The sequence below is a fragment of the Rhodococcus sp. ABRD24 genome, assembly GCF_004328705.1.
Taxonomy (GTDB): Bacteria; Actinomycetota; Actinomycetes; order Mycobacteriales; family Mycobacteriaceae; genus Prescottella.
This window is the reverse complement of the sequence record NZ_CP035319.1, coordinates 3307091-3320299: the sequence shown is the minus strand read 5'-3', so window position 1 is coordinate 3320299 and position 13209 is coordinate 3307091. Positions and strand designations below refer to the sequence as shown.

Genomic DNA, 13209 nt, shown 5'->3' with positions numbered 1-13209 from the left:
CCTCGCTCATTCTCGATCCTCGAGTACTTCCATCAGTTCCGGCTTCGATCCCGTGCGCTGCGCGGTCCGCAGTGACAGGACCCGATATCCGGCGGCCAGTTGTGGGTCGACCTCCCCCAGCACCTCGAGGTGCTTTGCGACGGCGGTCGCGTCGCCTCGGGCCACTGGTCCGGTCAGGGCCGCCTGGCCCCGGCGCAGCGCATTGTCCAGGGCCGCCGACAGCAACGGTTGCAACACTCGCTCGGGCAGCCCGTTGGGGTCCCTGCCGACGAGTTCCTGGCCCATCAGTTCCTCGCCCTCGAGCGCCACGCGTAGCGCCGCGACCGCGTCGACGACGAGGGTCACCAGGTGGTTACTGCCGTGTGCAAGGGCCGCGTGATAGAGCGGCCGAACAGCTTCCCGGACCCGCACCGGCTCGCCACCGATCTCGAGCACGAGCGACTGGGCGATCGCGTAGCCGATGTCGTCGGCGGCAGTGATGCCGAAGCAGGCGTCGGACAGGCGGGCGGTGTCCTCGTCGTGGCCGGTGAACGTCATCGCTGGGTGAATCGCCAGCGGGGTCACGCCCTGCGCGGTGAGCGGCGCGAGAATTCCGACGCCGTTGGCGCCGGAGGTGTGCACCACGATCGTGCCCGGGCGGACGGCCTCGGTGGCTGCCAAACCTTTGATCAGGGCGTCGAGCTCGTCGTCGGGAACTGCGAGAATCAGCAACTCGGCTCGGGCCGCGACGTCGGCAACGGGAAGGATCTCGGACTCCGGGAGCCTGGTCCGGGCACGATGAAGGGAAGCGTCCGACACTGCGGAACAGGCGACAACCAGGTGACCGACCCGCTCCAGCGCGGCGCCGATGGCTGTCCCGACCCGACCTGCGGAGACGATTCCTACCGTCAATCGCGCAGGTGCAGGCCCATTAGTGATCCCGAAGGAGGTCACTGTCGTCCTCTCGTTCGTTCCAGTCCCGCTCGGCGGGTACCAGACGTTCTGCGGAGAGAATAGCGCCGCTCGTAGACGCGCCGCCACGTGCTGCGCACGTGATCTACAGCTCACTTCGCGTGGGAAGAGCGCGCGAGCTCAGCCGATCACTCAGCCCGGCGGCGACGCCGGGGCCCGGCGTCCTTCGACTCGGACTTCATATTGGCCATTATCTCCGCAACCGTCAGACCGCTCGAGTGCGCACCGCTGGTCTCGGTGCTCTCCGCGAGCCGGCGTGATCGGCGGGACGGCTGGAGATCCGCCTCCGCCTCGTTATCGAGCGGCTCGGCGTCCACTCGACCTGACTCGTCGGCCTCAGCTGTTGTCGATCCAGCTGTTGTCGATCCGGCCGCTGCCGGCTCGACGGCATGCTCCGCCTCAGCGGGCGCATCCTCCACGGCCTCGACGTCTATCGGCTCGGGCGCCACCGCCGACGTTTCTGCGGTCACCGGGTCGTCGTACGGTGTCGCAAACGCCGGTCCGTGCGGCATCGGTGGCTGCTCGTGGCTGCTCGACTCGCTCCCGCGCGAGTGCAACTCGGATGCTCCCGACTGGTAGCTGCCCGCGATCTCCTGGACACGCGTCGACTCGGCCCGCAAGGCCACCCGATCCTCGGGCAGCCGGCCCTCGAACAGAACCTCGAGATGTTTGCGCAGCGCCGCGAGCTCGGCCCGCAGGCCGGCGATGTCCTCCGACTCGGCCCCCAGTTCGCCGCGGACCCTCGCCTCGACGCCCAACTCGTACTCGCGGCGGGCGCTGACCTCACGTTCGAGTTGCAGTTCGTACACCTTCTGCAGATCCCGGACCTTGGCCTTGTCGAGCGCCGATTCGCGCCGGTACTTGGTCATCGCGATGGCTCCCAGCGTGGCCGCCCAGAGCGCAAGGACCAGGCCCACACGGAGCAGCTGGACACTTTCACTGAAGATCAGGAACAGCGACGCCGCCACGGCGAGAACGAGTAGCCCGGCAACGATCATCTGGCTCGTACTGCGCCGGTTGCGGCGCGCTGACTTGGCGCGACCCGGAACCGTCATGCAGCCAGGGTAACCGGACAACTCGGCAACTCGGCCCAATCTGACGGTGATTCCGGTCCCGTTACCGGGGCGGCCGGTCAGTGCGCGGGTTCGTCCGGCGGTTGGTCAGGCGTGCGGCAGCAATGTTCCAGCCACAACGCGGCCACCACCAGCAGCACGGCCGCCACCAGACCGACGATCACGCCCGGACTGTCCGAGACGGCCGCGCGCAGCGCCGAACGCTGGGGCCACAGGAAAACGAGGAAGCCCGTCCACACCCCGGCACTCGCCGCGCCGACGAGTGCCGACGCCTTGGCAAGCGCCGCCGCCCTCGCGGCGGTAATGGGATGCAGCTGACGCGGGCCCGGCCCGATCGCATGGTCACGCACTCGCGCGCGGATCACGAACGCGAGCGCGGTCTCGATCAGAGCGACCGGGTAGAGCGACGCACCGGCATAGATCGGAATCGGCGGCAACGAGCCATACGACACACGCACCAGCAACCACGTCGCGACCGCGGCAAGCAGCGCCAGTGACAACAGGTCCCAGATCCGCGTCGGCTTCATCGCAGCTACCGTAGTTCCAGTCGCAGCGCAGTCCGCTGAACACCGTCTCGCTCGGCCGCGTCGAGGCCGGACAGCAGTCCGTCCACGCGCATCTCGGCACCATCGACAACGAGCGTCGCATCCGGTTCGACAGCCAGCCACGGAACCAGGACGAAGGCCCGCTCGTGAGCCCGCGGATGCGGCAGCGTCAACTCGGGACCGTCGCAGCGGATCCCATCACACGTGACGACGTCCACATCCAGTGTGCGAGGCCCCCAGCGCTGTTCACGGACCCGATCGGCCTCGGCCTCCAGTTGCTGGCCGCGCCGAAGCCACCCCAGGCCGTCGATGTCCGGGTCGTCGACGATCACGATCGCGTTCAGGAAGTCCTGCTGCTCCACCCCTCCCCACGGCGCCGTCGAGTACACCGGGGACACCGCGACAACGTGACCTTGCAGCCCGTCGACGACGCTCTGCAGGTGGGCCAGGCTGTCCCCGATGTTGGATCCGATGGACAGCACGGCCCGAGTCACCGGGAACCTCCGGCTGCAGCCCGCACGCGGCCCGCAACCACCGCAACGTCGGCGAAGGTCAACGGTATCGGCGCGGCCGGCTTGTGCAGGACCACCTCCACGCGCTGCACGCGGGCGTCCTGCATGATGTCGTCCGCGATCTCTGCGGCCACGGTCTCGATGAGGTCCCGGGCCGGGCCGCCGACGATCGCGGCCGCGCGCTGTGCGAGATCGCCGTAGTCGAAAGTGTCCGCCAGATCGTCCGATGCCGCGGCCGGCGCCAGATCCATCCAGAGCGTCACGTCGACGAGGAAGTCCTGACCGTCTCGCTTCTCGTGCTCGAAGACCCCGTGGTTTCCCCGGACCTTCAGGCCCCGCAATTCGATGCGATCGCCCGAGACATCACTGCCATCACTCACTCGCCATCTCCTGCCTGCCGCGTGTCCACGCTCCCGCGACCGCGATCGCGTCGAGTGAAGCCTGCGCATCGTGAACCCGTACCCCCCACACACCGTGGGACACCGCAAGAGCCGAGATCACCGCGGTCGCGACCTCACGGCCGGCGGGAGGACGCACCGTGCCATCGGTATCGGCCAGTAGCGATCCGAGGAAACGCTTGCGGGAGGCCCCGATCAGCACAGGGAAACCGAGCTCGACCAGTTCCGGGAGCCGGTGCAGCAGCTGCCAGTTGTGGTCCGGAGCTTTCACGAAGCCCAGACCCGGGTCGAGCGCGATGGTCTTCGGATCGACCCCAGCCGCCACAGCCGCGTCCACCTGAAAGAGCAACTCGTCGCGGACCTCACGGACCACGTCGTCGTAGTGCGCCGAACCACCTGCGTGGACGAACTCCCCCGCGGGACGCCAGTGCATCAGGATCCACGGCACGCCCGCATCGGCGACGACCCGCGCCATATCGGCGTCCGCGCGACCACCCGAGACATCGTTGATCACGGTGGCCCCGGCCTCGATCGCCGCCGCCGCCACCGACGCGCGCATGGTGTCCACGCTGACGGTTACGCCCGCCCCGACCAGATCTGCGATGACCGGTGCGACGCGGGTCGCTTCCACCACAGGATCTACGCGGGCAGCGCCCGGCCGCGTGGACTCGCCACCGACATCGACGATGTCGACGCCGAGGCGGTGCAGGTGTACACCGTGCGCAATGGCCGCGTCACGATCGAGAAATCGACCACCGTCCGAAAAAGAATCGGCGGTCACATTCAGGACGCCCATCACGACGGGGCGGCCTGGATTCGGCAAAGCGATCACTTGCGCAGAATCAGATCCAGCGCCTCGGCCCGCGAAGCCGAGTTCGATTGGAATAGTCCTCGTACGGCCGATGTCGTGGTGCTCGCGCCGGGCTTGCGGATGCCGCGCATCGCCATGCACAGATGCTCGGCCTCCACCACGACGATCACGCCGCGCGGATCGAGCTTGCGCATCATGGCGTCGGCGATCTGGCTCGTGAGCCGCTCCTGCACCTGCGGGCGCTTGGCGTACAGATCGACCAGCCGCGCCAGCTTCGACAAGCCGGTCACTCGGCCTGTCGTGCCGGGGATGTAGCCGACGTGCGCGACGCCGTGGAACGAGACCAGGTGGTGCTCACAGGTCGAGTACATGGGGATATCGCGCACGAGCACGAGCTCCTGATGTCCCTCGTCGAACGTCGTGTTCAGGACCGCGTCCGGGTCGGTGTAGAGGCCGGCGAAGACCTCACGATACGCGCGTGCCACACGGGCTGGGGTATCGAGGAGACCCGGCCGATCAGGGTCCTCACCGACCGCAATCAGCAGTTCGCGCACGGCGGCCTCGGCACGCGCCTGATCGAAAGGCCTTCCGGTCATGAGCGCGACCGGCTCACTTCCCAGCTGATTCACCGACAACCGACCGCACCTCCAGTATCGGGGCTCAATGCCCTGACCCACATGCCCTGACCCACACCGGTAGGGGTGAGCCAGGGCCAAGCCTAGTTGCGAGCCGACTACTGCGGGCCGCTCGGCCCCTCCCAGGCCTGCGTCCGCGTGTCGTCGTCAGACCGTTCGGTACCCTGATCGCCCGGACGCCGCTCGTCATATCCGGGGGGCCGCTGCTGCGGTGGATCCCATTGCGGATACGGCTGCCAGCCACCCTGCGCCTGCGGCCGGTTGCGGTTCTCCGGCACCTCCTTCGGCGGCCAGCCCGGAGCCGACCAGCCGGCGGGAGCCCCATAGTCCGGCATCGTCGTGTGCCCGGGTCCGGGTTCCGGAGGCGTGGCGGCGACCGGGGGTGCCGGGGGTGCGATCCGGCCCAGGGCCGGATCGGCGACGGTGCGGCCGTTGGCCGGCGGCACCGGGGTCGTCTCACGCTTGGCGAACACCGGCTGCGCAACGGTCGGCTCGGCCGGCGGCCACGACTCGCCGCGCTCGACGGCTAGCTCGCGTGGCGTCTTGATCGGCGGCTTGTCCGACGGGACGCGCTCCCCGAAGACGTTGAACGCGGTGATCCGCGGACGCTTCTCGACGCTCGTGAAGATCTTCTCGAGATCCTTGCGCGTGAGCGTCTCCCGCTCGAGCAGCTCGCGGGCCAGGATGTCGAGAATGTCGCGGTACTCGTTGAGGATCGACCACGCCTCGGTGTGTGCGGCCTCGATCAGGTTGCGCACCTCCTCGTCGATCTCGCGGGCGACCTCATGCGAGTAGTCCGACTGCATGCCCATCGAACGGCCCAGGAACGGATCGCCCTGCTCCTGGCCGTAGCGGACCGCGCCCAGCTTGGCGCTCATGCCGTATTCGGTCACCATCGCCCGGGCAATCTTGGTGGCCTGGTCGATATCGGACGACGCACCGGTTGTGGGCTCGTGGAACACGAGTTCCTCGGCGGCACGTCCGCCCATCGCCATCACCAGGCGTGCGATCATCTCCGATCGCGTCATCAGGCCCTTGTCGTCCTCGGGCACGGTCATCGCATGTCCACCGGTCCTGCCACGAGCCAGGATGGTGACCTTGTAGATCGGTTCGATGTCCGGCATCGCCCACGCGGCCAGGGTGTGGCCGCCCTCGTGGTACGCGGTGATCTTCTTCTCGTGCTCGGAAATGATCCGGCTCTTGCGGCGCGGGCCACCGATGACGCGGTCGACGGACTCCTCGAGCGCCGCCTCGGTGATCACCGTGCCGTTCTCGCGCGCGGTGAGCAGCGCGGCCTCGTTGATGACATTCGCCAAATCCGCACCCGACATGCCGACGGTCCGCTTGGCAAGACCCTCCAGGTCCGCATCCTGCGCAATCGGCTTGCCCTGGGAGTGGACCTTGAGGATCGCTCGGCGGCCAGCCAGGTCGGGGGCGCCGACCGGAATCTGACGGTCGAAACGGCCCGGACGCAGCAGCGCCGGATCGAGGATGTCGGGGCGGTTGGTCGCGGCGATCAGGATGATCCCGGTGCGATCGCCGAAGCCGTCCATCTCGACCAGCAACTGGTTGAGGGTCTGCTCGCGCTCGTCGTGACCACCGCCCAGTCCGGCGCCACGCTGGCGGCCGACCGCGTCGATCTCGTCGACGAAGATGATGCAGGGGCTGTTCTGCTTGGCCTGCTCGAACAGGTCGCGCACGCGCGAGGCACCGACACCGACGAACATCTCCACGAAATCCGAACCCGAGATCGTGAAGAACGGCACTCCGGCCTCGCCCGCGACGGCGCGCGCCAGCAGAGTCTTGCCGGTACCGGGAGGACCGTAGAGGAGCACGCCCTTGGGGATCTTCGCGCCCAGCGCCTGGTAACGCGCCGGGTTCTGCAGGAAGTCCTTGATCTCGTAGAGCTCCTCGACCGCCTCGTCAGCGCCGGCGACATCCGCGAACGTCGTCTTGGGCATGTCCTTCGACAGCTGCTTGGCGGTCGACTTGCCGAAGCCCATCATGCCGCCACGGCCACCGCCCTGCATGCGGTTCATCACGAAGAAGAAGATGCCGAGCAGGATCACCATCGGCAGCACGAACAGCAGGATCGACGTCAGCCAGCTCTCCTTGCTCACGTTCGTGTTGAACTCCTGCAGACCGGCACCGGAGACCTTGTCGAAGATCTGTTCGGAGGCGGCATTCGGGTACTTGGCGATGACCTGCGTCTTGCCGTCGGTGGCGTCGCCATTCTTGAGCCACAGCCGAACCTGCTGCTCGCGGTCGTCGATCTGCGCCCTCTCGACATTCTTGGAGTCGAGCTGCGTGATCGCCACCGAGGTGTCGACAGACTTGAACCCGCGCGTGTCGTTACCGAAGTAGCTGAAGGCGTAGATCACCAGCAGAATTCCAGCGACTATCGCCAGGTTGCGGAACACAGTCTTGCGATTCATACAGGTTCGGCCTGCTGCGGCCGGTCCTTTCGGTAGTGCGAGTCACGCTCGTGCAGGTGCGGGGCTGGGCGGTCCGGCGCGCCGGACAAGTTGACATTCCGGCTGCCCGGACACCTCAGATTACCGCGAACGATGATGCTCGACGCCTGGTAGCAGCCATCCACTCCGAGAAGTGGCGTCATCCAGCTCAACGCACGCGGACGCCACCCCGGTTCCCGACCGCCCCGAAAACGCCCACCCGACGACGATACGTGCCGAAACTCACATGAGTGCGCGACGCCGCCAGCCCCAGCACCCACTCGAGTTCGGCGGCTGTGCACGGGCTGGGTGAACACGACGTCGCAGGCCTGGACAAGGCCCTACCGACCGGTGGTGCCGCGGGAGCTACCCGCCGTACACCGTGGGGTCGAGGGTGCCGATATAGGGCAGGTCGCGGTAGCGCTCGGCGTAATCGAGGCCGTAGCCGACGACGAACTCATTGGGGATGTCGAAACCGACGTGCGCGACCTCGATGTCGACCTTGCAGGCCTCAGGCTTGCGCAGCAGCGTGACGACCTCGAGCGATGCGGGATTGCGGGTCTTGAGATTGCGCATCAGCCACGACAGCGTCAGACCGGAGTCGATGATGTCCTCGACGATCAGCACGTGGCGGCCGGCGATGTCCTTGTCGAGGTCCTTGAGGATCCGCACGACACCGGAGGAAGACGTGGACGAGCCGTACGAGCTGACGGCCATGAACTCCATCTGTGTGGGGATCCGCAGGGCCCGCGCGAAGTCGGTCATGAAGAAGATGGCGCCCTTGAGGACACCGACCAGCAGCAGGTCACCCTCGGGCGCGTCCGCCGGGTAACGGGCAGCGACGGCGTCGGCCAGCTCGACCGTCCGCTCCCTGATCTGCTCCTCGGAGATCAGTACCGATGCGATGTCGCCCTCGTACACGGAGCATTCCCTTCAGTCGTTCACGAACCCCGCCGACAGCCTGCCACGCCGCCGGGATGCAACCAACCTGACTCCCGGCCGACCTCCACCCACCGCGACGCCACCCTGTCCCCGCCAGCGCCCGATCAGCTCGTCCACGGCCCGCAATTGCTTGTCCGTCAACGCCTTCGCGCCCTGTCCCAGCAGCCACGTACGCAATGCCCGGCGGCGCAGCGCGACCGGGACGGCCGTCAGCTCCGCAACTTGCAGTTCATTTCCGTCCAGCGCGGCACCCAGCACCTGCTCGGCCGAGGCGTCGAGCACTTCGCCATCCTCGCGGAGCTGCTCGGCGGTGCGTGCCAACGCGGCCGCCACGCCCCCGCCGAGGACATCCTCGAGCAGCGGCAGCACCTCGGTCCGCAGCCGCACCCGGGTGAATCGGGGATCGGAATTGTGTGGGTCCTCGTACGTTTCGAGACCCAGTTCGGCGCACGCCTGCCGAGTCACCGACCGGCGCACCCCCAGGAGCGGGCGCCCCCACGGAGCGTCATGGTCGCTCATCCCACGAATCGACCGGCCGCCCGAGCCGCGGGCGAGACCCAGCAACACCGTCTCGGCCTGGTCGTCGAGAGTGTGCCCCAGCAACACCGGCCGGTCGTCACGACCGGCGTCGAGCGCGGCATACCGCGCGGCCCGCGCGGCAGCCTCGAGGCCGCCCGGCCCGGTGACGCTGACCGCCAGGACCTCCGCCGAAACGCAGCCGAGATCGAGCGCCCGGGCCGCGGCTGCACCGGCGACCGCACTGGATCCAGACTGCAGCCGGTGGTCGACGACCAGGGCCCGCACCGCCGGAGACTCCGCGACGGCGGCCGCGGTCAGTGCCAGCGAATCCGCTCCACCGGAGAGTGCGACGGCGACCGCGCCCGTGGGCGCGTGCCGACCCAGCCAGGCGCGCACCGCGTGCCGTACTTCCAGGATCGCGGGTTTCTCCGGCAGCACTGTGGGTACCGTCACCCCAGCACCCGAGCGATCCACGCCTCGGGGACATCGATCTCCGTGGTGGTCGGCAGGGCGTCGGGTTCCGACCAGATCGCGTTGAACTGCTCCATCCCGACGCGGCCGACGACGGCGTCGACGAAGATCTTGCCGCGCACGTACTGCGCGATCTTGGCATCCATACCGAGCAGGGCGCGCACGACTCGCTGCACCGGGTTGGTCCGGCGCCCGCGCCGGGCGTCGAACGCGGTACGGATACTCGCCACGGACGGGACGACGGACGGACCGACGGCATCCATGACGTGGTCGGCATGACCTTCCAGAACGGTGCCGAGCATCAGCATCCGGTCCAATGCCTGTCGCTGCGGCTCGGCCTGCGTGGCGCGCAGCAGGCCCACGACGCCGCGCTGGCCTGCAGGCAACTCGTCGCCTCGGCCGCGTTCCCGCAGGGCTCCGGAGAGGCGGGCGACGAACTCCGTCAGCGGCTCATCCGAGGACTCCCCGAGCGTCGCGACGGACTGCCGCATGTAGTCGGCGATCCACGGCGCGGACGAGAACTGGACGCGATGGGTGACCTCGTGCAGGCACACCCACAGGCGGAAGTCACTGGGCCGCACCCCGAGTGTGCGCTCGACCGACAGCACGTTCGGAGCCACCAGTAGCAGGGTGCCGTGCGGACCGGTGAACGGATCGTACTGGCCGAGGATCGCCGAGGACAGGAACGCGAGCATCGCCCCGGCCTGGACGCCGCCGGGCTTGCCCGCGAGCAGTTTGGGTTGTGCGGCATCGACGTCGGATCCGGTGAGCTGGGCCATCGAGTGGGCGGCAGCACGGATCCAGCCGGCCCGGTCGAGGATCTGCGCGGGCGGGACCGGCAAGCCGTCCAGGAGCCCGGTCACCTCTCGGACCGGTCCCTCGGCGCGGACGGCGGCATCGGCGAGCTCGGTCACCACCGCCTCCGCGGTGTAGCGGGACGTGGAGGGCCCGCCCGGAGCCAGCCGTGCACCCGTTCGCGCGGCGAGACCCCAGTCCACCGCACCCGCGAACCCGCTCTCCGGCTCCGGCTTGCTCATCTCATCGCCTCACTCATCTGCACCCGCACAACCGCAGCGTGGATGCGACGGCGTCGAGCGCCGGGCGGCTGGCCTCGGGCGGGCGATCGTTTGACATCAGTGTGAACGTCAGGACCCGGCCATCGACGTCGACGACGTAGCCGGTGAGCGCGCTCGCTACCGACAGTGTGCCCGTCTTGGCCCGCACCCAACCGGCTCCCGCGCGATCGCCGGACGCATACCGGCCCGACAACGTGCCGGTGGCGCCGGCAACGGGCAGATAGTCGAGCATCGGACGCAGTTGCGGCTTGGCGTCGCCCGCCGCGGCTGTCAGCGCCTCGGTGAGCAACCGCGCCGGGATCCGGTTGTCCACCGACAGCCCGCTGCCGTCGTGCAGCGTCAGCCCGTCGAGGCCGAATCCCGTCTCGTAGAGCGTCTGCCCAATGGCCGCAGTGGCACCCGCGAACGACGGTTCGGCGTTCTTTGCGACGGCGATCTCGCGGGCTATCGCCTCTGCGAGCACGTTGTCGGAACCGCGGATCATCTGCCCGAGCCGGTCCCGTAGCGGCGCCGACAGCACACTCGCAACGGGCGCGGCGCCGGATTCTGCCTGGCCCAGGCTCACCCGCGCGGGATCCACCCCGAGCGTCTGGGCCAGCACCCGGCCGGCGTCGAGCGCAGGCGTCGAGCTGCGCGGCGACTCGTCCTCGAAGGGTTTGATGCGGGCGCCGTCGATCATGACGGGCTCGGTGGGCGCGATGTATCCGGCCGCGACGTCGGCGGGGAACCAGCCCTGCGCCATTGTCGGGCCGGCGTAGGCGCCGGTGTCGACGACGATGCTGTCGACCGGGACGTCGGCGCGGCGGATCTGTTCCACCAGGTCCGCGATGCGCGGCGAACCCGCGTAGTAGCTGGGTTCGCCCGCGGGCTGCGCGGTCAGCGTCGGATCGCCCTCGCCGATCAGCACCAGTTCGCCGGGGCGCGAACCCTGGACCACCCGCGTCGCAACGCGGTGGTCCTGCGGCAGCGCAAGCATTGCCGCGGTTGCCGTGAGGATCTTGGTTGTGGATGCCGGCGTCATGGGGGTGTCCGGATTCTGGCTCCACAACACGGTGCCGGTCTGAGCATCGGCGACTGATCCGGTGAACACTCCGAGTGCCGGGTTCGCCACCACCGGAGCCAGTGCCGCCGACAATGCCTGCGGCGACGGCATGGGGGCGTTCCCGGACAACGGCACCACCTGCGGGGTTGCCGTAACAGGCGCCGGCTGCGCGGAGGTAGCGGGAGCTTCCTGCGCGGCGGTTGCCGTACCGCGCTGGGTGAGCACGAGGGTCGTGCCCCCGGCCGCGAGTACGGCGACGGCGGCGAGCGACATCAGGATCCGGACGTTTCGACGCCGACGCCCGGCCAACGTGCCGATCTTCTTCTTTCCGTCGCCCGCCAACATCCCTCCGATTATCGTCCGGCTGACACATCGAACCGCCCAGATCGCTGCGCACTGCGGCTGTCGACGAGCCCGGCACCTGCACCACACACTATCTCCGACCGGCTACCCTTTTCCCGAACCGTCTACCCAGACGGCAGTCGCAGACGCAGACAGTGAGGAAAATACGTGGAGTTCGACGTCACCATCGAAATCCCCAAGGGCCAGCGCAACAAGTACGAGGTCGATCACGAGACCGGCCGCGTCAAGCTGGACCGCTACCTCTACACCTCCTTCGGCTATCCGGCCGACTACGGCTACATCGAGAACACCCTCGGTGAGGACGGCGATCCGCTGGACGCGATGGTGCTGCTGCCCGAGTCCGTGTTCCCCGGTGTCATCGTCGAGGCGCGCCCGGTCGGCATGTTCAAGATGGTCGACGAGGCCGGCGGCGACGACAAGGTGCTGTGCGTGCCCGCGGGCGATCCGCGCTGGGATCACATCCAGGATCTGGCCGACGTCCCGCAGTTCGAACTGGACGCGATCAAGCACTTCTTCGTGCACTACAAGGATCTCGAGCCGAACAAGCACGTCACGGGCGCCGACTGGGTCGGTCGCGCCGAGGCGGACAAGGTCATCGGGGAAGCCTTCGAGCGTTTGAAGGCCAACGGCGGACACTGATCTGTTGGCCAGTGAAGGGGTGGGACCGCGCTCGCGGTCCCACCCCTTCACTGTTTCTGCTATTTCTGCTGTTTCCGGGGCCGTCGGCCTCCCCCACTACGATTCGCCGGGTGACCGGTTACGACGATCTCGACATGTTCGGCGGCCTCGACGCCTCCACCCTGCCGCCCCGCCAGCAACTGATTCTGCTGACGATCCGGGATTGTGTGGCCTCCAACGGATGTCCGCCGAGTACCCGCGAGATCGCGGACGCAGTCGGCCTGCGTTCGACATCCTCGGTGTCGAAGCATCTCAAGAGCCTGGAACAGCAGGGTTTTCTCCGCCGCGGCTCGTCGATGGCACGGCAGCTGGACGTGCGCCCGTTCCTCGCCGGGTCCGCCCCGGGGCGTTCATCGGAGAACACGGTGACCGTCCCCGTAGTCGGCGACATCGCCGCCGGCGCACCGATCCTCGCCGAGGAGCACACCGACGAGATGCTGGCCCTGCCGCGTGAGCTGGTCGGCTCCGGCACCGTGTTCGCGCTGCGAGTGCGCGGCGAGTCGATGGTCGACGCCGCGATCTGCGACGGCGACATCGTCGTGGTGCGCCGCCAGGACGAGGCGCATTCCGGCGAGATCGTCGCCGCGATGATCGACGGTGAGGCCACCGTGAAGGTGTTGCGGCGACGCGGCGGCCACGTATTTCTCGAGCCCCGCAACCCCGCGTACCAGGTCATCGACGGTGACGACGCCGTCGTCCTGGGCAAGGTGGTATCGGTGATGCGCCGGATCTGAGACCCG

General features: G+C 68.4%; 14 protein-coding genes. 2 read left to right on the top strand and 12 right to left on the bottom strand.

Features of this window, described 5'->3' with window-relative positions:
• Nucleotides 1–6: 6 nt before the first annotated feature.
• The 12 genes from ERC79_RS14685 to dacB all read right to left on the bottom strand — a co-directional run bounded on the left by ERC79_RS14685 (nucleotide 7) and on the right by dacB (nucleotide 11773).
• A complete protein-coding gene (locus tag ERC79_RS14685; RefSeq protein ID WP_131579179.1) occupies nucleotides 7–933 on the bottom strand; it encodes a DUF2520 domain-containing protein in 927 nt (308 codons plus the stop codon).
• A gap of 146 nt (nucleotides 934–1079) precedes the next feature.
• Nucleotides 1080–2006: a DUF6779 domain-containing protein gene (locus ERC79_RS14680; protein WP_131579178.1), complete on the bottom strand. Its 927-nt coding sequence runs from the start codon at nucleotides 2004–2006 to the stop codon at nucleotides 1080–1082.
• 77 nt (nucleotides 2007–2083) lie between these two features.
• A complete protein-coding gene (locus ERC79_RS14675; protein WP_131579177.1) occupies nucleotides 2084–2551 on the bottom strand; it encodes a DUF3180 domain-containing protein in 468 nt (155 codons plus the stop codon).
• A gap of 5 nt (nucleotides 2552–2556) precedes the next feature.
• Nucleotides 2557–3063, bottom strand: a complete 507-nt coding sequence (gene folK / locus ERC79_RS14670; protein WP_131579176.1) for a 2-amino-4-hydroxy-6-hydroxymethyldihydropteridine diphosphokinase — start codon at nucleotides 3061–3063, stop codon at nucleotides 2557–2559.
• The gene (gene folB / locus ERC79_RS14665; RefSeq protein ID WP_242676576.1) at nucleotides 3060–3461 is read right to left on the bottom strand and encodes a dihydroneopterin aldolase; all 402 of its coding nucleotides are present in this window, start codon (nucleotides 3459–3461) and stop codon (nucleotides 3060–3062) included. Before folB ends, folK begins: the two co-directional genes overlap by 4 nt.
• Nucleotides 3454–4275, bottom strand: coding sequence for a dihydropteroate synthase (folP, locus tag ERC79_RS14660; protein ID WP_131581164.1), 822 nt, complete (start codon nucleotides 4273–4275; stop codon nucleotides 3454–3456). The genes folB and folP overlap by 8 nt, the downstream gene beginning before the upstream one ends.
• A 32-nt stretch (nucleotides 4276–4307) precedes the next feature.
• On the bottom strand, nucleotides 4308–4925 hold the full coding sequence (folE, locus tag ERC79_RS14655) for a GTP cyclohydrolase I FolE (RefSeq protein WP_131579174.1): 618 nt from the start codon (nucleotides 4923–4925) through the stop codon (nucleotides 4308–4310).
• Between the two features lie 98 nt (nucleotides 4926–5023).
• Complete coding sequence (ftsH, locus tag ERC79_RS14650) at nucleotides 5024–7360, bottom strand: ATP-dependent zinc metalloprotease FtsH (protein WP_131579173.1); 2337 nt, start codon at nucleotides 7358–7360, stop codon at nucleotides 5024–5026.
• Between the two features lie 384 nt (nucleotides 7361–7744).
• Nucleotides 7745–8299 carry a hypoxanthine phosphoribosyltransferase gene (hpt, locus tag ERC79_RS14645; protein WP_131579172.1) on the bottom strand — a complete coding sequence of 185 codons (555 nt, stop codon included), beginning with the start codon at nucleotides 8297–8299 and terminating at the stop codon, nucleotides 7745–7747.
• 12 nt (nucleotides 8300–8311) lie between these two features.
• Complete coding sequence (gene tilS, locus ERC79_RS14640; protein WP_242676575.1) at nucleotides 8312–9292, bottom strand: tRNA lysidine(34) synthetase TilS; 981 nt, start codon at nucleotides 9290–9292, stop codon at nucleotides 8312–8314.
• Nucleotides 9289–10347 (bottom strand): zinc-dependent metalloprotease, encoded by a 1059-nt coding sequence (locus ERC79_RS14635; RefSeq protein WP_131579171.1) that lies wholly within the window; start codon nucleotides 10345–10347, stop codon nucleotides 9289–9291. The genes tilS and ERC79_RS14635 overlap by 4 nt, the downstream gene beginning before the upstream one ends.
• Before the next feature lie 13 nt (nucleotides 10348–10360).
• Complete coding sequence (dacB, locus tag ERC79_RS14630) at nucleotides 10361–11773, bottom strand: D-alanyl-D-alanine carboxypeptidase/D-alanyl-D-alanine-endopeptidase (RefSeq protein ID WP_131579170.1); 1413 nt, start codon at nucleotides 11771–11773, stop codon at nucleotides 10361–10363.
• A 165-nt stretch (nucleotides 11774–11938) separates the two neighbouring features.
• Between dacB and ERC79_RS14625 the strand changes: the two genes are divergently transcribed.
• Both ERC79_RS14625 and lexA read left to right on the top strand, forming a co-directional pair.
• Nucleotides 11939–12430 (top strand): inorganic diphosphatase, encoded by a 492-nt coding sequence (locus ERC79_RS14625; protein WP_131579169.1) that lies wholly within the window; start codon nucleotides 11939–11941, stop codon nucleotides 12428–12430.
• A 110-nt stretch (nucleotides 12431–12540) separates the two neighbouring features.
• Entirely contained in the window at nucleotides 12541–13203 is a 663-nt protein-coding gene (gene lexA / locus ERC79_RS14620; protein ID WP_131579168.1) for a transcriptional repressor LexA, read from the top strand.
• Nucleotides 13204–13209 lie beyond the last annotated feature (6 nt).